The sequence below is a fragment of the Sphingomonas sp. BL2 genome, from assembly GCF_056680015.1.
This window is the reverse complement of the sequence record NZ_CM155261.1, coordinates 116257-138095: the sequence shown is the minus strand read 5'-3', so window position 1 is coordinate 138095 and position 21839 is coordinate 116257. Positions and strand designations below refer to the sequence as shown.

Sequence of the window (21839 nt, the reverse complement as noted above, 5' to 3'; positions counted from 1 at the left end):
TCTATAGGATCGCGGCGAAGAGGAGTTGGTCGTGCTGCGCAGCCAGAACCGATCGCGCCTCCTGGGCAGCGCCGACCGCCTGCCGGTACTCCGCAGTTCCGAACCGTTCGGCCTCGTCGAAGCTGAATTGCACCGCATCAACCGGTGGATAGACGTTGTCGTATATCACGCGGGCAGCCGCTCTCAGCCGCAGATCGTGCTGCATTTCGTTGCTCCGTCAGTATCGAATCGCCGGTCGTGGCCTGTCCCTAGCTAGGCGCGATCCCCGCTGATTCGCAAGAACATTGCAAGAACGTCAATGTGATGCGATTGGCGGCCCAACGATTCGAGGGACGCGAGAATGACCAAGCACGATGACGACCAGCAGGAGCCGAAGCCAGTGTTTGGCCAGTGGCTTATGGCGCAGAAAGACCGAAGCGATCTCGTTGGCCAATTGGCGGCCGGCGCTGTCGTTGATCGGCGCTTTCCCCGCGACGGCGATCCGGAGACCGTGCGCAAACATCTCAGCGCCATGCAGGCTGAGGGCGACATGTTTGCGGCAGTCGATGATGCCGAATCCGACTGGCTGTCCGCTTGATGCAGGACGCATGGCAGCAGGCTTTCGCGCTGATGGCTGTTCATGGGCAACGCGCTGGCTAACGGATCCGCGCCCGGCAAGTCAGCTTGTGCGTTGAACGTGCCAGACCAAAGGAGATCTCGATGACCGAACGCGACACACCCGAACCCGTCGACAACGTCAGCATCAAGTCCGGCGATGCGGATCGAACCGCGGATGGCTTCGGCAAGGGCAAAGGCTACTCCGGCGACGAATACGACAGCTCCGACCATGCACCGGAACGCCACCTGCAGAACCGTGATGGCGCTCACAGCGCGGGTGCCGACGAGCCTGCCGACGGTCGCGACATCCCGCCGGAAGCAGGCAAGCGCGCCTACATCGATAACAAAACTGGCGAGGTCCACGGCAGCGGGTCGGGTGCTGGCGGTGGCAACCCCGGTGAGGACATCGACCTCGACACGTCGCGAAGCGGCCCCGAGAAATGACATACAGAAGGGGCGAAAGCCGATTGCACGAGACGACTTCGTGGTCAGCGCGTTGATCCATCGAACCAACAGGAGAGCAGTATGCCAGACGTAGATCCCAGCAATTCCTACGGAACACCTGAGGGGCCGGAACTCAATACGCGCAACGTTCCAACCGCTCCACCGCAGGAGCGGACCATGACTGACGGCAAGCAGACCGACCCAAGCGAAGCTGACTTCAATGAAACTGCAAAAAGGAGCGCCGAGGCCGGCATCGCGGACGAAAGCGCGGCGTACGAACAGGCGATCGAAGGCGACGATGACGAGGTTGCCGAGGGCAAATGGAAGTCTACCGACGACGGCAGTGGCACGAGCGAGACCGACTGACCGATCATGCAGTGTCGCGGTAAGCGGAACAGGACCTTGCCTGCCGCGACAGGGATCGCCCACTTCGACACCGCTGGCCCGATAGCGCCGAACTTCTATCGTTCCCGATATTGAGGGTTAGCGGCGTGGTAACCTTGAACGCGATGTCGCGGCGGAATCGAACAGATACACTTGCGAAGGATCCGCTAGGCTTCGTCGTTTGAGATCGGCTTGCTTGCCGCTATCTGCACCGGCTTGCCGATCACAGGGCGGCCGGTCGGCCACCGCCGAGCAATGCACCGCTCCTTGGCGACCCGCGCGATCGTGACCGCATCGCCCTGATTGCCGCCCAAGACGTGATAGGCTTTCGCGTCTTCGCCGGCGTAGAAGCCGACATGACCGCCACCGGGCCGCTCGAATACCAGCACTGCGCCAGGAGCGAGGCGTTCAGGTCGAAGCGCTTTACCCCATGTTGCCCATGATGTCGCGCGGACGGCTATCGTAGCCGGTTCGATACCGTCTTCTTGCAGGCAGTACGCGACGAACACGCCACACCAAGGGACGCTATCTGCGTTGTAAATCATACCCAGCACCTTCGTACCGAGCCGCTTCGCCCAGCCGAGGATCGTCGGGCTGTTTGCCGATCCTGCCGCTTCCTTGGTTCCCAGTTTCGCCCGCGCCGCTCTCAGCCACTTCGGCTCGTTCGCCACTATGATCTCGCCTTACTTTGTCACCGGTCGGAGTGTCAGCAACCGCTCTGCCACCTCTGCGGTGGGGTTGCTGACGAGGTGTTCCAGCCTACTGGTAGCCGCCGTTTTCTTCGCGCTCTTTGGCAGCGTCCTCCTGCACCTTTTCCATCTCCTCAGCCTCTTCGGCCGGGGTCGCGTCGTCGGTTTTTGGTTCGTCGATCATGATCATCTCCTCGCTCTTCCAACGCGCAGCGCAGCTTTCGGGTGCAGCGGTTCGTTACCCCGTGATGCGTTCGTAATGTCGGACGCGATACTGGAGAAGACAATGCGATTCGTTCAGATCGAGACAGTGCCTGCAGGCAATGCGCTGGTGGACATCGACAAGCTGACCCACGCGGTACCCGAAGGGGAGGGGTCTCGCTTGTTCCTAGGGGCACAGCATATCGACGTGCCGCATTCGCTATCCGAACTTGAGAACATCCTGGCCGGCCGCGAGCGGACCGACGACGGCGAGAGCAGCACGGCGGGCTTCGGCATCCGATAGGACTGATAAGGTTATAAGCGCCCCGCGTGTCCGGTGACTGAAGCAGGCGGGGCGCTGAGGATGGCATGGCCCCGTGCCTATCTTCAAGGCACGGCGCGCCTTACGGCGACCGCGGAACGGCCGGAGGCGCTCAGTTGGCGCTAGGGTAAAACCCGGAGTGCCTTCGCAAATACTAGCGGCTACAATGCGTTCGTCGCGGCGAGCATCATTTTCGTGCTCGTCACACGCGCTCGTCGCGACATTGCTTCAAACTGGGACTTACGAAGGATTGCTTACCGTATAGGGAAGTGACAGTATCGTGACATCGCAGCGGATTGAGCATTCCCAAGACGCCTCTCCGCTGCGATGCCCCGTTTTCATTGGACCGCCGTAAACTGGGCCGACCAACCGGCGCGTCGATCGCTGACATGGACGGGCTACAGCTCCTGCCCGATGATCTTGTCTTTTAAGCCCTTTTGGTAGGCGTATTTGACGTAGCCTTCGGCGTTCGTCTTCGACCGCTCGACGTGCCGGCGATCCCGAAAGCCGCAGAGCGCCGCAAGACGATCACGATCCTAACGGACGAGCAGAGCCAGGCATTGATGCAGGGCCCGATCGGGGATCAGGACCTCCGTGTGCGGTTGTTTGTGGCTTTCAGGCTGAACGCTGCGATGCGCCACCGCGAGATACTATCCGTGCGATACGACCAGATCGACTTTGCAAATCGTCGCATATTCATTCCCGAGGCGAAGGCCGCGCGAGCAGCCTATCCCGGCGGCCCTCGCGGACGCGCTGCAACGCCAACGCCGAATGGAAAACGATCAGGACGGGTGGGTATTTCCGACGCTGAAAAGCAGGCGAAACACGGGCATCGGACGAACATGGCGCGGCCGTTCCTTCGGTCGGTGATTCGCGCGCAGCTCGACCCCGACAAGGTAACGCCCCACACGATGCGCCACACGGCGATAACGCGGCTGGTGAAAGCTGGCGTCGACCTGCCGACGATCCAGCGTATCAGCGGGCATAAGACGCTGGCGATGGTCCTGCGCTACACGCACGTCCACGGGCTGCATATCGATGCGGCAATCGACGCACTCAGTCGGCCTATTCCGAACGCAGTTACACAGGAACTACACACGCCCCTTGAGGGGAGGGCAGGTAAGGGGGGGGTAAGATTGTCTCACTAAAGCGCCGTAAATCAGCAGCTTAGTCACTGGAGGCCCGACCGGGAATCGAACCCGGGTGCGAGGATTTGCAGTCCTCTACGTCACCACTCCGCCATCGGGCCCCGATTGCGTGAAGGCGGCGCAAATGCTTCGTTTTTCCACTGCGGTCAACCGGCAGTTGCGGTCCGCAGCGGAATAATCCGCCGGGGCAGCGGCGTCGCGTTGTCGCAGACGGTGTTCATCCGGCGTTAGCGCGATGGCCGCAATATCGTGCCACGCGCTTGGACCCGTATCGTGACTCGCGCATGAAAGCGTCTTTGCTTAAGGTTAAATGCAACGACGCGAATAGCTTTGGGGGCGGGCGCTTGAGGACGGACAGGATTGCGGGCGGCACGAATACGACGGGCGTGGATGATGAGGTGTTTGCGATGCCGCCCGGCATGGCGATCCGGTATGACCGGCCCGCCGCCGCGCTCGCCGACTATATCACCGGCTATCACGTCTATCGAACCGACACGGGTAGCGAAGCGGGGCAGGTGGACTGGTTCCTGCCGGCGACCGCCAACGTGCGGATCGCGATCGATGCCGGGCCGATCGCGGTCTCGATCGGTCGGCGGACCTACGACCCGCTGCCTGCGGCCAGTCTGTTCGGGCCGACCAACCAGGCGTTGAAGGCAGTGACGCATGGCGGCGTGATGATCGGCTTCGGGATCAGCGCGCTGGGATGGGCGCGATTGTTTCGGCGATCGGCCGGCGATTTGCGCAACCGCATCGTGCCGCTGGAAGACATGCTCGGCAAGGCCTTCACACGCGACCTGGTGGCTGCCTTGCAGGGCGCCCCGGATGATGCCGCCGTCGCGCCCATCCTAGATTCGATGTTGCTCGCGCGGCTTGGGGCGCCGCATGCCGATGCGCCGCAAATCCGGCAGTTGATGGAGATACTCGCGACCGACGGCCCTACCGACATCGCGTCCGCCGCCGCACAACTCGACATCCCGACGCACGCGCTGCGCCGCCTGTCGGTGCGCCATTTCGGGTTCCCGCCCAAGATGCTCCTCTTGCGCGCACGGTTCCTGCGGTCGTTCGTCCGGCTGATGATGGCCGGCGGCGAGGCGGATTATACGACGATCGACCGCTCGTATTTCGATGCCTCACATTTCCTGCGCGATTCGGCGACCTTCCTGGGAATGACCCCGCGACGGTTCATGGCGCTGACCAAGCCGTTCCTGAAGGCAAGCCTCAAGGCGCGGAACGCAGTGCTGGGATCGCCGACGCAGGTGCTGCACGACATCGAAAAGGCGCCGGCTCGCGATGCGCTGCCGCGCGACTCGAGCCGCGCGACGCAACAGCGGGTCATTTCGCGGGACGGTTCCGCGATCGGGTGCTAAGGACGGGCGCAGAGGTGTTGCCGGGATTTCTCGTGCGCCCTCGACGCCCCGTTCGCGGCATCTCGGTGTCACACGGGCGGGCGGGGCGTCTCCCAGTTCCCGGGTTGGTGCCCCCACATCGATGACAGAGCCGCAGTGATCGTGGCGAAATCCGATCAACCGATGCTTGGCGTCGCCGTGCCCACGCGATAACAGACGCACCATATCCGGCCGCGCGATATCGGAGCGATCCGAAACAAGTGTATTGCGTGGCTAAAACAGTTGTGCGACAGGATGCGCCATGACGACGACGACTCTCGATACTCCCTCGCTCGCAGCCGAGACCCATGACATCGGCGGGTCCAACCCGTCTGCCGCGGCGGCGATGTCCTCCGCTCCCGTAACGTTCGACGCAATGCGGCATACGATGGTGGCGAGCCAGTTGCGCACCAACGCGGTCAACGACCAGCGTGTCGTCGCGGCGATGGCACGCGTGCCACGCGAGGCATTCATGCCCGCCGACGTTCGTGCGCTCGCCTACCGCGACGCGACGATCCCACTGGGACGCGGGCGTTACGCCAACCTGCCGATGGCGACCGGCCGTTTGCTCACCGAAGCCTATCTGACCGCGACCGACCGCGTCCTGCTGATCGGTGCTGCGACCGGCTACACCGCCGCAGTGCTGGCCGAGATCGTCGGCTCGGTCGTCGCGGTCGAGAGCGATCCTGCCTTGCTGGCGATCGCCCGCGAGGCACTCGCCGGAACCGGCAACGTCGAACTCGTCGAGGCACCGATGCAGGACGGCCACTCTGCCGGCGCGCCTTATGACGTGCTGATCGTCGACGGGGCGATCGAGACCGTGCCCGACGCGTTGATCGCGCAGGTCAAGTCGGGTGGTCGTGTCACGGCAGGGATCGCCGAGCGCGGACTGACCCGGCTCGCATCGGGCCGCAAGACCGATGGCGGGTTCGCGCTCTCGGCGTTCGTCGATGTCGAATGCGTGAGCCTGCCCGGCTTCGACGCCCCCAAACCCTTCCGGTTCTGAGCAGAAAACCATGGCCCGCGCCGCACTTCTCCGCAGTCTGCTCCTGAGTGTTGCGCTGACGTATAGCGCTGCACCACTCCACGCGGAGACGCTGCGAGAGGCGCTGGTCAAGGCGTACAACACCAACCCGACGATCACGGCCCAGCGGGCTACCCTGCGCGCCACCGACGAGAATGTGCCGATCGCCCGCGCGTCGGGCCTGCCATCGGCAAACGCGACCGGCGATCTCACCGAATTCCTTGTCACCGGACAGAACAGCTTCGTCGCGCCGCCTCGCCAGGCGGTGGCGCGGGCGAACGTGTCGGTGCCGCTGTACCAGGGCGGACAGGTCCGCAATTCGGTTGCCGCGGCGAAGACCCGCGTCGAGGCAGGCCGTGCGACGCTTCGTAGTACCGAAGCCGATTTGTTCACCAACGTCGTCGCAGCGTACATGGACGTGATCCGCGACGAGGCGATCGTTGGCCTGAACACGCAGAACGTCCGCGTGCTCGACGTCAACCTCCAGGCCAGCCGCGATCGCTTCCAGGTCGGCGACCTGACGCGCACAGACGTGGCGCAGTCCGAGGCGCGGCTCGCACTGGCGCGCGCACAACTCCAGTCCGCGCAAGCCAATCTGATATCCAGCCGCGAAAGCTATATCCAGTTCGTCGGAACACCGCCCGGCACGCTAGATACACCGCCGACGTTGCCGCATTTGCCCGACAGCCCCGCCTCCGCCGTGACCGTCGCGATCGACAACAACCCGGTGCTGATCGCTGCCGCCAAGGAGCGGGACGCGACCCGCTATGACGTCGGCGTCGCGCGCGCGAGCCGGCTCCCGCAGATCAGCGCAGTGGGTGGCGCGAGCTACACCAATTATCTTGGTTCGATCGCATCGGTGCCAAGTGGCGTCAACACGATCCCCAACGCCAACAAGGCGGTGCAGGCCGGGCTGTCGCTGACGTTGCCGTTGTTCCAGGGCGGGCGCCCCGCAGCACAGGTTCGCCAAGCCGAGGCGTACCAATCGCGCGCGATCGAGAACGTCACCGCAACCGAGCGCAACGTCATCGCTCAGGCGCGTTCCGCCTTTGCCATCTGGCGATCGTCGGAGCAGGTGATCCAGTCGTCGGAAACCGCGGTCAACGCCAACAAGCTGAGCCTCGAAGGCGTCCGCGCCGAGAACAGCGTCGGCACGCGCACGATCCTCGACATCCTCAACGCCGAGCAGGAATTGCTCAACAGCCAGGTGACGCTCGTCACCGCGCGGCGCGACGCGTATGTCGCGGGCTTCGCATTGCTGGCCGCGATGGGCCAGGCCGAGGCGCGCGACCTTGGGCTCGACGGCGGCGTGCTCTACGATCCGGTCGCGAACTACAACCGCGTCCGCCACAAGATCTGGGATTTCGGCGGCGACGGCGAGCCCGTGCCGGTCGCCACCCGCACCGCGCAGACGCCCGCGCAGAACGCCACGGTTCAGGCGCAGTACGACCCGTTGCTCGATACGCCGGTTGACAGGAACCCCGCCTTGACGACAGGTAAGGACGCGCCGAGCCGCCAATAGGGGCGCGCGGGGCAACGGGGTTTGGGATGGTCCGGATGGGGGATGTCAGCGGCGAGCCGTCGATGGAGGAAATCCTCTCGTCGATCAAACGCATCATCGCGGAAGAGGGCGATACGCCCGGCCGTTCGCGTCGGCCTTCGCGCGCGACGTCCGCGCCGGTCGATCTCGATCCGGCCTATTTCGACGACGACCACGACGACGAGATCCTCGAACTGAGCGACCCCATGCCCGATCGCACGCCGCGCCCGCCCAAGTCCCCGGTGCTCAATGCCGTCGATACGCCGCCCGAACCACGCCACGCCGCGCCGCAAATGACCCCCCAGATGACATCGCCCAAGCCTGCGCCGAGTGCCAAGCCGCAGCCGGCCACCGATGCCGCAGCCGAGCCGATCGTCTCGCGCCACACCGCCGCTGCAACGCGCGCGCCGCTCGAGGCGTTGACGCGGATGATGGTAAAACCCGAGACAGGCAATGACGGCACGCTGGAGGGCCTGGTGCGCGAAATGCTTCGCCCGATGCTGCGCGAGTGGATCGACGCCAACCTTCCCAACATGGTCGAGGACATGGTCTCGCGCGAGATCGCGAAGATCATGAACCAGCAGCCCTAGGCTCTCAAGACACGGGCGCGGATGCGAGGCTGGTTTCCTCGCGTCGCGCTCGCTAAGGCTCGACGCATGAGCGAGCTTCCCAAAACCTTCGACCCGGCCTCCATCGAATCGCGCTGGTACGCGCATTGGGAGGCGAGCGGCCAGTTCCGCCCCGACCGTCCGAACGCCGAGCCGTGGACGATCGTCAACCCGCCGCCCAACGTCACGGGCTCGCTGCACATCGGGCACGCGCTCGACAACACGCTGCAGGATATCCTCACCCGTCATGCGCGCCTGAAGGGCAAGGATGCGTTGTGGGTGGTCGGCACCGATCACGCCGGCATCGCGACGCAGATGGTAGTTGAGCGCCAGATGGGCGCGCTTAATCCCCCGCAGAAGCGCACCGACCTGACGCGCGAGGAATTCGTCGCGAAGGTCTGGGCGTGGAAGGAAGAGAGCGGCGGCGAGATCACGCAGCAGCTCCGCCGGCTCGGCTGCTCGATGGACTGGGCGAACGAGCGCTTCACGATGGACGAGGGCTTTTCGAAGGCCGTCCTGAAAGTGTTCGTCGACCTCCACAAGCAGGGCCTGCTCTACCGCGACAAGCGCCTGGTAAACTGGGATCCGGGCCTCGGCACCGCGATCAGCGACCTCGAGGTCGAGACGCGCGAGATCAAGGGCAGCTTCTGGCACCTGCGCTATCCGCTCGAGGACGGCGCCCTTGGACAAGAGGGGGGCTTCATCGAGGTCGCGACCACGCGGCCCGAGACGATGCTCGCCGACATGGCGGTGGCGGTGAACGCCTCCGACGAACGCTACACCGCGCTGATCGGCAAGCAGGTGAAGCTGCCGATCACCGGACGCCTGATCCCGATCATCGCCGACGACCATGCCGATCCGGAGCTGGGCTCGGGCGCGGTGAAAATCACGCCGGGACACGACTTCAACGATTTCGAGGTCGGCAAGCGGGCAGGGATGGCTGCCGGGTCGATGCTCAACATGCTTGATGCGAAGGCGCGCGTCGTCCAGGTGTCCGACGGGCTGATCCCCGCCGAGTTGCTCGGGCTGACGACCGCGGAGGCGCGGAAGGCCGTCGTCGCGCGGCTGAAGGACGAAGGCTTCCTCATCGCGCACGTCGACAAGGACGGCGAAGAGCACGACGCCGAGCCGCGCACGATCCAGACGCCGTATGGCGATCGCTCGGGCGTGGTGATCGAGCCGTGGCTGACCGACCAATGGTATGTCGACGCGAAGACGCTCGCCCAGCCCGCGATCGAGGCGGTCCAGACCGGCGCGATCGATATCGTCCCCAAGACCTGGGAGAAGACGTTCTTCAACTGGATGGACAACATCCAGCCTTGGTGCGTGTCGCGGCAGCTTTGGTGGGGACACCAGATTCCGGCGTGGTTCGGTCCGGACGGTACGCCGTACGTGGCCGAGACCGAGGCCGAAGCGCAGGCTCTTGCGGGTGAGGGCGTGACGCTAACGCGCGACCCCGACGTGCTCGATACTTGGTTCTCCTCGGCCCTCTGGCCCTTCGCCACACTCGGCTGGCCCGAGGCGGGTGCCGTTCCCTCTCCCCTCCGGGGAGAGGGCCAGGGTGAGGGGCAGCCAAGCAGCGCAGCGCCCGGTACGACCCCTCACCCCGACCCTCTCCCCGCAGGGGAGAGGGAGCAGAAGCAGCTTGGCGGCCGCTACCCGAACGACGTGCTCATTTCCGGCTTCGACATCCTGTTCTTCTGGAACGCGCGGATGATGATGCAGGGGCTGCACTTCATGAAGGACGTGCCGTTCCGCACGCTCTACCTGCACGGTCTCGTCCGCGCGGCGGACGGCGCGAAGATGTCGAAGTCGAAGGGCAACGTCGTCAACCCGCTCGGGCTGATCGACACCTACGGCGCCGACGCGCTGCGCTTCTTCATGGCGGCGATGGAGAGCCAGGGCCGCGACATCAAGATGGATGAGAAGCGCGTCGAGGGCTATCGCAACTTCGCCACCAAGCTGTGGAACGCCGCCCGGTTCGCACAAGCCAACGGCATCGTCGCCAGCACGACCTTGGAGGCACCACGCGCGGACCTCGCGGTCAACAAGTGGATCATCGCCGAGACGATCGCGACCGTCCAGACGGTCGACCTCGCGCTTGCCGATTACCGCTTCGACGGCGCCGCCAACGCGATCTACCAATTCGCGTGGAGCCGCTTCTGCGACTGGTATCTCGAACTGATCAAGCCGCAGATGGTTGGCGACGAGCGTGGTGTCATTGATGACGAATCGAAGGCGGTCGCGGGCTGGGTGCTCGACCAGATCCTGGTCCTGCTCCACCCGTTCATGCCGTTCATCACCGAAGAATTGTGGCATGCGATGGGCCCGCGCGATCACGACCTGATCGTCGCGCAATGGCCAATGGCTGACGCTCGCGCGCTCGATCCCGAGGCGAGCAAGGAAGTCGACTGGCTGATCCGCCTGGTTCAGGAAATCCGCACCGCGCGGAATGAACTGAACGTGCCGCCGGGCGCGCGCCTCCCGCTCCACGTCCGTGATGCGAACGCGGTGACGCTGGCGCGGCTCGAACGCCAAGCGCCTGCGCTCGCGCGTCTCGCCCGCGTCACGCATGCCGACGGCGAAGCCACCGGCGGCGCGGCGCAGGTCGTGGTCGACGAAGCGACGTTCGTCCTGCCGCTCGAAGGCGTGATCGACCTAGACTCCGAACGCGCCCGCCTGACCAAGGCGATCGCGGCGGCGGAGAAGGAGCGCGACGCGCTGGCGGGTCGTCTCGGCAACGCCAGCTTCGTCGAACGCGCCAAGCCCGAAGCGGTCGAGAAGGCCAAGGCCGACCACGCCGACAAGGCCGCCGAGGCTGCGCGATTGCAGGCGGCACTCGGCCGCCTGGGCTAACCTGCTCCCCTCCCGCCTGCGGGGAGGGGGTGGGAGAGGGGCGTGCCTCAAGAAGCCGGACGCCAGTACGTACGTCGCGTCCTCCCCTGACCCCTCCCGCGAGCGGGAGGAGAACAAGTGCTTGAAGACCTCGTCGCTCCTGCCGAAGTCCGTCACCCCAGGTTCCGCCGGGATGGCGAACCGGCGGCATAGGCTAGGGAGCCTTCGACCCTCAAATAAGCACTGCCGGTTCCCCTACTCCCCCCCGGCGAAGGCCGGGGTCCAAGCGGGTGACGTCGCTAACTACGCCAGCGCTTCGTTACTGCGACCTTTCCAATTGGACCCCGGCCTACGCCGGGGCGGCATAGTTATTCGGGGCAGGGGACCTACCGGCTTGTTCCGGAGTTCACTCCGCGGCTAGGCAGTCGACATGACAGGGCGCCTGACCGTTCGCCGGTGGTTGCCGGAGCGAATTCGGCCTAACGGAGAGACTGTGTGAGCGACCTTTCATCCGACGTCGAAGCCAGCACCGTTTCCCAGGACCCATCCAGCGCAAAGCCCGACCACCCCCGCGGCAAACCCGGCCAGCGCGACCTTACCACCGGGCACATCGGGCGCACGCTGCTCGCCTTCGCGCTCCCGACGCTCGGTTCGAACATCCTCCAGTCGCTCAACGGCTCGATCAACGCGATCTGGGTCGGCCGCTATCTCGGCGAGGGCGCACTCGCGGCGACGTCGAACGCCAACATCATCATGTTTCTCACCTTCGGCGCGGTGTTCGGCTTCGGCATGGCCGCGACGATCCTGGTCGGGCAGAGCTTCGGTCGTCACGACCTTGAGGGTGCACGCCGCGCGTTCGGCTCGGCCGTCGGTCTCGTACTCGGCGGTGCGATCGTGATCGCCGCGCTCGGCTGGGTGTTCGCGCCCGAGATACTGCATCTGCTCGCCACCCCCGGCGACGCGATGCCGCTCGCGCTTGCCTACCTCCGCGTGATCTTCCTGGGCCTGCCCGCGTCGATGATGATGGTTTTGCTGATGATGGGACTGCGCGGGACCGGCGATTCGATGACGCCGCTGTGGTTCATGCTGCTCAGCGCGATCCTCGACAGCGGGCTCAACCCGTTGCTGATCGCCGGTATCGGACCGTTCCCTCAGATGGGCATTGCCGGCTCGGCGATGGCGACTTTGGTCGCAAGCCACGTCTCGCTGCTCGGGCTGATCGTCTACATCTACAAGCGCGACCTGCCATTGCGGCTGCGCGGCAACGAACTCCGCTACCTGATCCCCGAGCGCGCGCTGACCGGGACAATCGTGCGGAAAGGCCTGCCGATGGGCGCGCAGATGCTCGTCATGTCGACCGCCGGCCTCGCGATGGTCGGGCTGGTCAACCGGCTCGGCGTCGACACCGCGGCGGCCTATGCCGTGTCGCAGCAACTCTGGACCTATATCCAGATGCCCGCGCTAGCGATCGGCGCGGCGGTTAGTTCGATGGCGGCGCAGAATATCGGCGCGGGGCGGTGGGACCGGGTCGGTGACATTACGAAATATGGTCTGCTCTTCAACGTAGCGTTGACCGGTGCGATGGTTGCAGTCGTGCTGCTGTTCGATCGCCCGGTGATGACGCTGTTTATCGGTGGCTCGAGCCCCGCGCTGCCGATCGCGCGGCATATCCAGCTGATCGCGAGCTGGAACTTCATCCTGTTCGGGATGACGATGGTGCTGTTCTCGACCGTCCGCGCGAACGGAGCCGTGATCGCGCCGCTGATCGCGCTGATCGTCGCGCTGTATCCGGTGCGGATCGGCTTCGCGTTGATGGCAAAGCCGTGGCTCGGCGCGGATGCGTTGTGGTGGAGCTTTCCGCTCGGATCGCTCGCGACGCTGGCGATCGCGGCGTGGTATTATCGCTATGGAAATTGGCGGAAGGGCGCGCTGGTGGTGCCTGACGACAGTGAGGAACAGGCGCACGGAATGAGTGAGCCGGGCGGGCGGTTGCAGCCTACGGGGTGAGGGGCTCGATCTAAACTACCACCCCGGCGAAGGCCGGGGCCCAATTAGGGAACGACGGTGGCAGAGGCCAGCGCTTCGTTACTACGACCTTTCCAATTGGGCCCCGGCCTTCGCCGGGGTGATGCACTCAATGGTGGTTGTCGAAGGGGCCTACCGGAGCCGCTTCACGAACGAGCGCCCACCTTCGCGGCGTTCGTGCTGGAAGTTCGGAATCGTCTCGATCAGGTCCGACAGGCGATTGAACCCGTAATTGCGTGCATCGAAGCTCGACCGGTTACCCGCAAGCTGGCCGAGTTCGGCGACGCTGGCATACCCCTTCTCGTCGCGCTTCACCGCATTGTACGCGTCGATCAGGAGCTTGATCACCTGTTCGTCGATAGGCTGCGCGGTCTTCGGCCGAGCGACCGGCGCCGGCGTAGCGGGCTTCTCGCCAGCCACCGGAGCGGGCGCGGGCACCTGCATCGGCTGCGACGTCTCGTTCAGCGCGCCGACGTCGATGAACCGCGTACACGCCTGGCGGAAACCCTCCGGCGTGCGGCTGGTGCCGAAGCCGTACACCGGGATGCCGTCCTGCCGGATGCGCGTCGCGAGCGGCATGAAATCGCTGTCTGACGACATGATGCCGAACCCGTCGATGCGCCCGCGGAACAGCAGGTCCATCGCGTCGATCGTCATCTTCATGTCGGTCGCGTTCTTGCCCTTGGTCAGGTCGAACTGCTGCTGCGGCTCGATGCCGTGCTTGATCGACATGTCGCTCCACGCCTTCAGCGCGGGCTTCGACCAGTTGCCATAGACACGCCGGACGTTGACCGTGCCGAGCTCGGCAAGGACGGTCAGCACCGGGTCGAGGGTCGCCGCGGACGCATTGTCCGCGTCGATCAGGAGGGCGACGTTGCGCGTTGTGGTATCGATCATGCGCGCAAGGTTAGCCGCGCCCGCGCTGCGCGTCCACGCTCCAGACACCGCCACCGGCGGCGGCAAGGTACAGGAAGACGAAGCAGTAGAGCACCGCCGCCTCGCCGCCATTGGCGATCGGGAAGGGACCCTGTGGCATGTGCGCCATGAAATACGCGACCGCCGACATGCCCGACAGCACGAACGCGACCGGCCGCGTGAACAGGCCGATGATCAACAGCCCGCCACCAACGACTTCGAGCGCGCCGGCGACCGTCAGCAACGGATTCATCGGCATCGGGAAGGGGGGCAGGCCGAAGAACTTCGAGATGCCGTGGCTGAAGAACACCAGCGCGACGACGATGCGCATGACGCTGAGCAGGCGGGCGGACCAGGTGGCGGGTATCGGCATGGGGTATCCTCGAGTGTCGTTGCGTGGGCGAAACGTCACACGGGAGCGGGTCGAGGTCAATTCGCGTAGATCGAAACGGATCGTTGACGGGACGCGCTCCCACGATCCTCGCCCGCCAGGGGGAGGTGGCACCGTAGGCGACGGAGGCGGAGGACACGGAACAGCGGTTTCCCTTACCTCCCCCTCCGTCTGGCAAGCGCCAGCCACCTCCCCCTTGCGGGGGAGGATCGCAACGTCAGGGGTAGGCGATTGCCATCACCTCATATTCGCGCTCCCCAGCGGGCAAATCCACGCGTCGCACATCGCCGATCGCAGCACCACGCAAGGCGCGCGCGAACGGCGAGTTCCAGCCGATCCGCCCGTTGCTCGCGTCGGTCTCGTCGTCGCCTACCAGCGTCAGCACACGCTCGACGTCATCCTCGTCGGCGACCGTCACGCACGCGCCGAACCACACGCGCGAGCGATCTTCCTGCGCGGCGGGGTCGACGACCTTGGCCGCCTTCATCCGCTTCGACAGCCAGCCGAGCCGGCGATCGATCTCGCGCAGGCGCTTGCGGCCGTAGATGTAATCGCCGTTCTCGGACCGGTCGCCGTTGCCTGCCGCCCACGAGATAACTTCAACCAAGGCCGGGCGCTCGGTCGACAGGAGTTGCTCGTATTCGGTGCGGAGTACGGCGTAGCCGGCGGGGGTTATGTAGTTGGGGCGATCCATGCGCTCGCCTACCATGTTCTCCCGCGAAGGCGGGAGCCCAGTCTGGACTCCCGCCTTCGCGGGAGAACAGCTCAACCCGGTCGGTTCTTCCCCAGATACCACGACAATCGCGCCGCGCCCCGGCTCTTCGCCCGCGCGGGGTTCATCAGGTCGTACACCACCGCATTCTCCAGCACGCGCTGCACATAGTTGCGCGTCTCCTGGTACGGGATCGCCTCGACCCAATCGACCATGTCGATAGCGCCCGTCCGCGGATCGCCGTTCGCGCGGAGCCATTTGTTCACGTTGCCGCCGCCCGCATTATACGCCGCCACCGCCAGCGGATAACTGCCGTAATTGGCGTAGACCCGCTGGAAATAGCTCGACCCCAGCATGATCGACATGTTCGGATCCGTGGTCAGTGCCGCCTGATTATACGCGAGGCCAATCTTCCCCGACTGCTCGCGCGCGGTCGCCGGCATCAGCTGCATCAGCCCGCGCGCGCCGGCGTGGCTCACCGCAGCACGATCGAACTGGCTCTCCTGGCGCGAGATCGCGTGGATGATCGTCCAGTTGTCCTCATACCCCGCCGGCACCGACACCATCGGGAAACCGACCGCGGAATAATCGCTGAGCCCGTTCGCCAGCGCGCTCCGCCCGACCATCACGCCCAGGTCCGGCCGGTTGATCGTCTTCGACAGTTCGGCGGCCAGCAAATGATCGGTATCGGTCGTCGCATCCGCCGCGATCTGGCGGACGAACGCGGTCTGGTCCTGCCAGTCGCCGATCTGTCCGAGGAACTTGACCGCACGCACCGTCTCGCGCCGATCGAACGCCGCACGCGTCGCCGCATCGATCGCCACCGAAGCAACCGACGGCGGCGCAACCAGCGCTCGTCCGGTGCGCTCGTTCGCCAGCTGCCCATAATATTGATCGCGGTACCCCGCCGCCTGGCCGTAGAACGCCGCCGCCTGAGGCGCCAACCCGGCCGCCTCCGCCGCACGACCCGCCCAGTAATACCCCTTCGACCGGACCTGCGGCGAGCGCGAGCCGCGCGCGTAACGGTCGAACAGCGTCATCGCGTCCGCCGGTCGCCCGAGCTGCTTCATCGCCACGCGCCCGCCGAGCCAGGCGAGATTGGTATATTCGTCGCGCTCGGCATAGGATTTCGCCGCGATGTCTGCGCCAAACGGATACGCGTCGTCGATCTGCCGCGCGATGTCGTAGGCGACCTGGTACTGCCCGTCGTTCGCCGCGCCGTTCGCGTTGGTGACGAGCACCTCGTACCACTCGGCCGCATTCCCCGGACGCGTCACGAGCGACCGAGGCCGCGCCAACCACGCCCGCGCCGACGGACTGGCGCCCGAATTGCGCAACCACTGCGCCCGGTCCGCGACATACCCCGCATCGTTCGCATACAGTGTCTGCGTCGAGGCCGAGATATCCGACGCGTTCGGCGCATTCGTCCGGAACGCGAGCCTTGCCGCGAAGATCGGCCGCCGCGCCGCACTCGTCCACACCAGTTGCCGTTGCGCCGCGCCGGTCTGGCCCGCCCACAACAGCGCATCCATCCGCGCATCCTGATCGTCCGGCGTCAGCGCACCCGGAAAGCCCGACACGACCATCGCCTCGTCGGTCGGCGTCAGGCCGGCGCTCCGCCACGCCGTCCGCACCGCCGCATAGGCCTGATCCCGCGCGCCGGTCGCCTGCAAAGCCCGCGCATAGGCAACGCCGCCCGAGGCGGACTGTGGCGGATAGCGACGGAAAAACGCGACGACGCTCGGCGGCGATCCGGTCGCCGCCTTGCGCTCCGCTGCACGCCGGTTGGCCGTCTCGTTAGGCCACCCCGGATGCGCCATCAGGAAGCCCGCATAGCTGTCGAACGGCAGCGCATCGGTCTGCTGCAACGCCCGCCACTGCGCGATGGTCGAGGCGATCGCGCCATCCGTCGCCATCGGCTGTGTGTTGGGGCCCATATTGGCCAATTGCGTGCTGTAGCGATCCAGCGTCTGCTGCCCGCCTCCCGACGCGGCGACCGTCCCCGCCACGACTGCAAGGAGAAGGCTCGTTTTAAACATCGATGCTACCATGTGGACAGCATACGCTCCGAACCCGTATCTGTCCTGAACGAAATCCGGATTTTGCAAGACATCCGGCGCAACAGGACCGCAGGCCACCGCATGTTTTCAGGATCTATTCCGGCGCTCGTCACGCCGTTCGCCGCCGACGGCAGCTTCGACGAACCCGCCTATCGCGACTTCATCGAATGGCAGATCGTCGAGGGCTCGTCGGGGCTGGTCGCATGCGGGACGACCGGCGAGGCGGCGACCTTGTCGTACGACGAGCATTTCCACGTCGTCCGCGTCTGCGTCGACCAGGCGAAGGGCCGCGTCCCCGTCATTGCCGGTGCGGGCTCGAACGACACGCGCGTTGCGTCCGCCAACCTGCGCGCCGCGAAAGAGGCCGGTGCGGACGCGGCGCTGATGGTGCCGCCGTATTACAACCGGCCAGGGCAGGAGGGCATCTTCCGCCATTTCGAGGCGCTCGCCGAGACGACCCCGCTGCCGATCATCCTCTACAACGTCCCCGCGCGGACCGTGACCGACATCCAGCCGGCCACGCTCGCGCGGATCGTCGCGGCGTTTCCGGATGTGTTCGTCGGGGTGAAGGATGCGAGCGGCGTCCTCGCCCGCGTTTCTCAGCACCGCGCGGCGTGCGGGCCGGACTTTTGCCAGTTGTCGGGCAATGACGATATGGCGCTGGCGTTCAACGTCATGGGCGGCACCGGCTGCATCTCGGTAAGCGCCAACGTCGCGCCGAAGCTGTGCGCTGAGTTTCAGGCGGCGTGCCAGGCGGGCGATTTCGTCAAGGCGCTGGCGTATCAGGATAAGCTCTATCCCCTGCACGAAGCGCTGTTCACCGACGCCTCGCCCGGCCCGGTGAAGTACGCGATGACGAAGGTGCGGGCGGGCTTCCCCGAGACGCTCCGCTTGCCGATGACCCCCGCGGGCGACGCGTCGCGCGCAGCCGTCGACGCAGCGTTGGCGCGCGCGCGCCTAGTCTGAGCCGGGATCACGATTCTCCCCCGCCAGGGGGAGGTGGCTGGCGCTTGCCAGACGGAGGGGGAGGGAAGGGTAACTTCGGTGGTGTGGTCCTCCCCTTCCGTCACCTTCGGTGCCACCTCCCCCTGGCGGGGGAGGATCCAGAAGAGGGCGTCAAGAAACGTAAGGCTGCGCTTCCCCTAAGCCCTCCGACCTCCTACATCGCGCGTCCCATGGCACGTCCCAAACCCCCGACCTTCGAGAAGACCAAGATCGTCGCCGAGAACCGGCGCGCGCGGTATGATTATTATATCGAGCAGGTGTTCGAGGCGGGCATCGCGCTCACCGGCACCGAGGTGAAGGCATTGCGCGGCGGCGAGGGTTCGATCGCCGAGGCCTATGCCGAGGTGAAGGGCAAGAACGTCGTCCTGGTGAATTCGAACATCCCCGAATTCAGCCACGGCAATCGCTTCAACCACGAGCCCAAGCGCCCGCGCAAATTGCTGCTCCACGAGCGCGAGATCAACAAGATGTTCGGGGCGGTCGCGCGTCAGGGCATGACGCTCGTGCCGCTGATGATCTACTTCAATTCAAAGGGCCGTGCGAAGATCGAACTGGCGCTCGCCAAGGGCAAGCAGAACCACGACAAGCGCGATTCGGTGAAGGAACAGGACTGGAAGCGCGAGCAGGGCCGGATCATGCGGGATCGCGGATAACTGACGTGGCGCCGGTGTCGATGACCCTATCGTCTTGAGCATATTCGGGCGTCTCGCGGCGTGGTCGCATCGCAATCTGCCGACTCGCGAATCGATGGAGAAGAACCGTCTCCTCCGTCCCGTCGCGCACCGCGTGCTCGCGCCCGAGTTGTGGCGTTTCACTCGCCGATCGGTCCCGCGCGGTGTTGCGCTGGGCATGGTCGCGGGCATCCTGATCCCGGTCGCGCAAACGCCGGTCGCGGCGATCTTCGCATTGCCGTTCCGCGCTAATGTGCCGACCGCCGCGCTCACCACCTTCATCACCAATCCGCTGACCACCCCGCCGCTCTGGATCGCAGGCTATTGGATCGGCTCGTCGCTGCTCCGCCTCGACGCGCATGTCCCCGGCCAGCCCGTCGCGGACGCTGCGGCTCGGACCGAATGGATTCCGTGGCTGATGCAGGCGGGACCCGCCACCGCGCTTGGCCTGCTCGTCATCACGGTCGTCTGTTCGGTCGGCGGCTATGCGCTCAGCGCGCTCGGCTGGCGGTTGTGGATCGCGCGCAAGTGGCGGCACCGCCACGACAATCGTCACGGTAATGTTTCGTAACATTTGACACCGGTTGGAATTGACGGACCGTCCTATCGGCGTAGAACACACCGCATCCTGAAGATCTTTCTCCGAGGTTCTTGATGCGTAAGTCGATTGTTACCGTGATCCTGCTCGCGTCCGCCGCATCGGCTTTCGCGCAGACGCAAACGGGGCCGAACACCCCATCGCCGACCCTCGCCAAGGCGGCAAAGGGCCCCGTCGCCGCCAAGGACGCCAGCAAGCCGCAGATCGGCGATTTCGGCTTCGACATGGCGGGCCGCGATACCAGCGTGACGCCGGGCACCGACTTCTTCGATTACGCGAACGGCGGCTGGGTAAAGACCACGCCGATCCCCGCCGATCGCTCGTCCTACGGCATGTTCCACGTCCTCCAGGACCTGTCGCTCGAGCGCACCCGCACGATCCTCGACGTCTCCGCCAAGACACCTGGCGACAAGGTCGGCGATTTCTATTCCAGCTTCATGGACGAGGCCGCGGTCAACGCGAAGGGCGCCACGCCCGTCAAGCCGATGCTCGCCGCGCTCAAGGCGACCAGGGACAAGACCGCGCTCGTCACCGAGATCGCCAAGCTCCAGCGCATGGGCGTCGGTGGCCTCGTCGGCGTCGGCGTGCAGCAGGACGACAAGGATCCGACCACCTATGTCGTCAGCCTCGGCCAGAGCGGCATTGGTCTCCCCGACCGCGACTATTATCTCAAGGACGACGCCAAGCTCGCCACCATCCGGACCGCGTACGAGGCGTATCTCACGCGGATGTTGACGCTCGCCGGCGAGCCCAACGCCGCCGCCCGCGCCGCCGCCGTCTTCAATATGGAGAAGGGCCTCGCCACGGCGCACTGGACGCGGATCGAGAGCCGCGACGCCGACAAGACCTACAACAAATGGACCGCCGCCGACTTCGCCGCGAAGGCGCCGGGCTTCCCCTGGGCGCAGTACATGACCGCGATGGGCGTCACCGGCCGTCCGTTCTATCTCGTCGCACAGCCGAGCGCGGTGACGGGCGAGGCGAAGGTGTTTGCCGACACGCCGGTCAACGTCCTGCAGGACTATGCGATGCTCAAGGTGCTGCGTTCGTACGCGCCGTATCTGTCGAGCGATTTCGACAAGACCAACTTCGCGTTCTACGGCACCACGCTTTCCGGCACGCCCGAGCAGCAGGTCCGCTGGAAGCGCGGCGTCTCGACCGTGTCGGGCGCGATGGGCGAGGCGATCGGCCAGCAATACGTCGCGAAGTATTTCCCGCCCGCGTCGAAGGCCGCAGCCGACGATCTCGTCAAGAACGTCATCGCGGCGATGGGCGAGCGCCTCCGGAACCTCGAATGGATGGCGCCCGAGACCAAGACCAAGGCGCTCGCCAAGCTTGCCGCCTTCACCCCGAAGATCGGCTATCCGGACAAGTGGCGCGACTATTCCGCGCTCCAGATCCAGCGCGGCGATCTCGTCGGTAACGTGTCGCGCGCCAACGCGTTCGAATATGATCGCGACCTGAAGAAGCTGGGCCAGCCGATCGATCGGGCCGAGTGGTTCATGACGCCGATGACGATCAACGCCTATGCCAACCCGACGATGAACGAGGTCGTCTTCCCGGCTGCGATCCTCCAGCCGCCATTCTTCGATCCGAAGGCGGACCCGGCGGTCAATTACGGTGGCATCGGCGCGGTGATCGGCCACGAGATCAGCCACCACTTCGACGACCAGGGCCGCAAATACGACCTCAACGGCAAGCTCACCGACTGGTGGACGCCGCAGGATGTCGCGCGCTTCAAGGTCTTCACCGATGCGCTCGTGAAACAGTATGACGCGTACGAACCGCTTCCCGGCCAGCACATCCAGGGCGGCCTGACGCTCGGCGAGAACATCGCCGATCTCGCCGGCCTGACGGTCGCGTACGACGCGTATCACAAGTCGCTCGGCGGCAGGCATGCGCCGATCATCGACGGCACGACCGGCGACCAGCGTTTCTACTACGGCTGGGCCGGCGTCTGGCGCACCAAGTTCCGCGACGCCGCGCTCCAGCAGACGTTGCTGTCCGACCCGCATTCGCCCGGCCACCAGCGCGTCCTCACGGTCCGCAACCTCGACCCGTGGTACGCCGCGTTCGGCGCCAAGCCCGGTGAGAAAAGCTACCTCGCCCCCGCCAACCGCGTCCGTATCTGGTAAATACTACACCGTCGCATACCCGACCTTGCACCACCCCGGCGAAGGCCGGGGCCCAGTTGGGGGACAGACGTAACGGCGGACTGTCCCCCATTACCGAGACCTTTCCAACTGGACCCCGGCCTCCGCCGGGGAGGTGGTGTTGGTGGGTGT

Annotated in this window: 21 protein-coding genes and 1 tRNA gene; 15 read left to right on the top strand and 7 right to left on the bottom strand. The window is 65.5% G+C overall.

Going from position 1 to position 21839, the window contains the following annotated elements:
* Position 1: 1 nt before the first annotated feature.
* Positions 2-205: a hypothetical protein gene (locus tag AC1ME3_RS00650; RefSeq protein ID WP_480954415.1), complete on the bottom strand. Its 204-nt coding sequence runs from the start codon at positions 203-205 to the stop codon at positions 2-4.
* 135 nt (positions 206-340) lie between these two features.
* On the opposite strand from AC1ME3_RS00650, the gene AC1ME3_RS00645 reads away from it, so the two are divergent.
* The 3 genes from AC1ME3_RS00645 to AC1ME3_RS00635 all read left to right on the top strand — a co-directional run bounded on the left by AC1ME3_RS00645 (position 341) and on the right by AC1ME3_RS00635 (position 1407).
* Positions 341-577, top strand: a complete 237-nt coding sequence (locus AC1ME3_RS00645) for a YozE family protein (protein ID WP_480954414.1) — start codon at positions 341-343, stop codon at positions 575-577.
* 122 nt (positions 578-699) lie between these two features.
* Entirely contained in the window at positions 700-1041 is a 342-nt protein-coding gene (locus AC1ME3_RS00640) for a hypothetical protein (RefSeq protein WP_480954413.1), read from the top strand.
* A 177-nt stretch (positions 1042-1218) separates the two neighbouring features.
* Positions 1219-1407, top strand: coding sequence for a hypothetical protein (locus AC1ME3_RS00635; RefSeq protein WP_480954412.1), 189 nt, complete (start codon positions 1219-1221; stop codon positions 1405-1407).
* Between the two features lie 185 nt (positions 1408-1592).
* Here AC1ME3_RS00635 and AC1ME3_RS00630 read toward each other — a convergent pair whose 3' ends face one another.
* Positions 1593-2096: a TIGR02594 family protein gene (locus AC1ME3_RS00630; protein WP_480954411.1), complete on the bottom strand. Its 504-nt coding sequence runs from the start codon at positions 2094-2096 to the stop codon at positions 1593-1595.
* Between the two features lie 304 nt (positions 2097-2400).
* On the opposite strand from AC1ME3_RS00630, the gene AC1ME3_RS00625 reads away from it, so the two are divergent.
* Together AC1ME3_RS00625 and AC1ME3_RS00620 are read left to right on the top strand one after the other, a co-directional pair.
* The gene (locus AC1ME3_RS00625) at positions 2401-2619 is read left to right on the top strand and encodes a hypothetical protein (RefSeq protein WP_480954410.1); all 219 of its coding nucleotides are present in this window, start codon (positions 2401-2403) and stop codon (positions 2617-2619) included.
* A gap of 506 nt (positions 2620-3125) precedes the next feature.
* A complete protein-coding gene (locus tag AC1ME3_RS00620) occupies positions 3126-3785 on the top strand; it encodes a site-specific integrase (RefSeq protein WP_480954409.1) in 660 nt (219 codons plus the stop codon).
* A gap of 27 nt (positions 3786-3812) precedes the next feature.
* On the opposite strand, the gene AC1ME3_RS00615 is transcribed toward AC1ME3_RS00620, so the two are convergent.
* A tRNA-Cys gene (locus AC1ME3_RS00615) sits at positions 3813-3886 on the bottom strand.
* 285 nt (positions 3887-4171) lie between these two features.
* On the opposite strand from AC1ME3_RS00615, the gene AC1ME3_RS00610 reads away from it, so the two are divergent.
* The 6 genes from AC1ME3_RS00610 (at position 4172) to AC1ME3_RS00585 (ending at position 13184) form a co-directional block, all read left to right on the top strand.
* Positions 4172-5152: a helix-turn-helix domain-containing protein gene (locus AC1ME3_RS00610; protein ID WP_480954408.1), complete on the top strand. Its 981-nt coding sequence runs from the start codon at positions 4172-4174 to the stop codon at positions 5150-5152.
* 364 nt (positions 5153-5516) lie between these two features.
* The gene (locus AC1ME3_RS00605) at positions 5517-6176 is read left to right on the top strand and encodes a protein-L-isoaspartate O-methyltransferase family protein (protein WP_480955873.1); all 660 of its coding nucleotides are present in this window, start codon (positions 5517-5519) and stop codon (positions 6174-6176) included.
* Positions 6177-6186: 10 nt separating this feature from the next.
* Positions 6187-7716, top strand: a complete 1530-nt coding sequence (locus tag AC1ME3_RS00600) for a TolC family outer membrane protein (protein WP_480954407.1) — start codon at positions 6187-6189, stop codon at positions 7714-7716.
* Between the two features lie 35 nt (positions 7717-7751).
* Positions 7752-8324: a DUF2497 domain-containing protein gene (locus AC1ME3_RS00595; protein ID WP_480954406.1), complete on the top strand. Its 573-nt coding sequence runs from the start codon at positions 7752-7754 to the stop codon at positions 8322-8324.
* 66 nt (positions 8325-8390) lie between these two features.
* Entirely contained in the window at positions 8391-11198 is a 2808-nt protein-coding gene (locus AC1ME3_RS00590; RefSeq protein WP_480954405.1) for a valine--tRNA ligase, read from the top strand.
* A gap of 474 nt (positions 11199-11672) precedes the next feature.
* A complete protein-coding gene (locus tag AC1ME3_RS00585; protein ID WP_480954404.1) occupies positions 11673-13184 on the top strand; it encodes an MATE family efflux transporter in 1512 nt (503 codons plus the stop codon).
* A 150-nt stretch (positions 13185-13334) separates the two neighbouring features.
* Here the strand turns inward: AC1ME3_RS00585 and AC1ME3_RS00580 are convergent, their stop codons facing one another.
* The 4 genes from AC1ME3_RS00580 to AC1ME3_RS00565 all read right to left on the bottom strand — a co-directional run bounded on the left by AC1ME3_RS00580 (position 13335) and on the right by AC1ME3_RS00565 (position 17271).
* The gene (locus AC1ME3_RS00580) at positions 13335-14099 is read right to left on the bottom strand and encodes an NYN domain-containing protein (RefSeq protein ID WP_192238889.1); all 765 of its coding nucleotides are present in this window, start codon (positions 14097-14099) and stop codon (positions 13335-13337) included.
* Between the two features lie 10 nt (positions 14100-14109).
* The gene (locus AC1ME3_RS00575; RefSeq protein WP_480954403.1) at positions 14110-14490 is read right to left on the bottom strand and encodes a DoxX family protein; all 381 of its coding nucleotides are present in this window, start codon (positions 14488-14490) and stop codon (positions 14110-14112) included.
* 235 nt (positions 14491-14725) lie between these two features.
* Entirely contained in the window at positions 14726-15202 is a 477-nt protein-coding gene (gene greB / locus AC1ME3_RS00570) for a transcription elongation factor GreB (RefSeq protein WP_480954402.1), read from the bottom strand.
* A 71-nt stretch (positions 15203-15273) separates the two neighbouring features.
* Positions 15274-17271, bottom strand: coding sequence for a lytic transglycosylase domain-containing protein (locus AC1ME3_RS00565; RefSeq protein WP_480954401.1), 1998 nt, complete (start codon positions 17269-17271; stop codon positions 15274-15276).
* Positions 17272-17361: 90 nt separating this feature from the next.
* On the opposite strand from AC1ME3_RS00565, the gene dapA reads away from it, so the two are divergent.
* The 4 genes from dapA to AC1ME3_RS00545 all read left to right on the top strand — a co-directional run bounded on the left by dapA (position 17362) and on the right by AC1ME3_RS00545 (position 21689).
* Positions 17362-18246, top strand: coding sequence for a 4-hydroxy-tetrahydrodipicolinate synthase (dapA, locus tag AC1ME3_RS00560; RefSeq protein ID WP_480954400.1), 885 nt, complete (start codon positions 17362-17364; stop codon positions 18244-18246).
* A gap of 209 nt (positions 18247-18455) precedes the next feature.
* Positions 18456-18938: an SsrA-binding protein SmpB gene (gene smpB / locus AC1ME3_RS00555; protein WP_055879372.1), complete on the top strand. Its 483-nt coding sequence runs from the start codon at positions 18456-18458 to the stop codon at positions 18936-18938.
* Positions 18939-18978: 40 nt separating this feature from the next.
* Positions 18979-19527: a DUF2062 domain-containing protein gene (locus tag AC1ME3_RS00550; protein WP_480955872.1), complete on the top strand. Its 549-nt coding sequence runs from the start codon at positions 18979-18981 to the stop codon at positions 19525-19527.
* 83 nt (positions 19528-19610) lie between these two features.
* Positions 19611-21689, top strand: a complete 2079-nt coding sequence (locus AC1ME3_RS00545; protein WP_480954399.1) for a M13 family metallopeptidase — start codon at positions 19611-19613, stop codon at positions 21687-21689.
* The last annotated feature ends 150 nt before the right edge of the window (positions 21690-21839 follow it).

Bases quoted from the DNA above. Each gene is read 5' to 3' on its own strand.
- AC1ME3_RS00565 (WP_480954401.1), bottom strand. From the start codon at position 17,271: ATGGTAGCATCGATGTTTAAAACGAGCCTTCTCCTTGCAGTCGTGGCG.
- AC1ME3_RS00545 (WP_480954399.1), top strand. From the start codon at position 19,611: ATGCGTAAGTCGATTGTTACCGTGATCCTGCTCGCGTCCGCCGCATCG.
- AC1ME3_RS00595 (WP_480954406.1), top strand. From the start codon at position 7,752: ATGGGGGATGTCAGCGGCGAGCCGTCGATGGAGGAAATCCTCTCGTCG.
- AC1ME3_RS00640 (WP_480954413.1), top strand. From the start codon at position 700: ATGACCGAACGCGACACACCCGAACCCGTCGACAACGTCAGCATCAAG.
- AC1ME3_RS00600 (WP_480954407.1), top strand. From the start codon at position 6,187: ATGGCCCGCGCCGCACTTCTCCGCAGTCTGCTCCTGAGTGTTGCGCTG.
- AC1ME3_RS00590 (WP_480954405.1), top strand. From the start codon at position 8,391: ATGAGCGAGCTTCCCAAAACCTTCGACCCGGCCTCCATCGAATCGCGC.
- greB (WP_480954402.1), bottom strand. From the start codon at position 15,202: ATGGATCGCCCCAACTACATAACCCCCGCCGGCTACGCCGTACTCCGC.
- AC1ME3_RS00580 (WP_192238889.1), bottom strand. From the start codon at position 14,099: ATGATCGATACCACAACGCGCAACGTCGCCCTCCTGATCGACGCGGAC.
- AC1ME3_RS00650 (WP_480954415.1), bottom strand. From the start codon at position 205: ATGCAGCACGATCTGCGGCTGAGAGCGGCTGCCCGCGTGATATACGAC.
- AC1ME3_RS00605 (WP_480955873.1), top strand. From the start codon at position 5,517: ATGTCCTCCGCTCCCGTAACGTTCGACGCAATGCGGCATACGATGGTG.
- smpB (WP_055879372.1), top strand. From the start codon at position 18,456: ATGGCACGTCCCAAACCCCCGACCTTCGAGAAGACCAAGATCGTCGCC.
- AC1ME3_RS00575 (WP_480954403.1), bottom strand. From the start codon at position 14,490: ATGCCGATACCCGCCACCTGGTCCGCCCGCCTGCTCAGCGTCATGCGC.
- AC1ME3_RS00625 (WP_480954410.1), top strand. From the start codon at position 2,401: ATGCGATTCGTTCAGATCGAGACAGTGCCTGCAGGCAATGCGCTGGTG.
- AC1ME3_RS00645 (WP_480954414.1), top strand. From the start codon at position 341: ATGACCAAGCACGATGACGACCAGCAGGAGCCGAAGCCAGTGTTTGGC.
- AC1ME3_RS00635 (WP_480954412.1), top strand. From the start codon at position 1,219: ATGACTGACGGCAAGCAGACCGACCCAAGCGAAGCTGACTTCAATGAA.
- dapA (WP_480954400.1), top strand. From the start codon at position 17,362: ATGTTTTCAGGATCTATTCCGGCGCTCGTCACGCCGTTCGCCGCCGAC.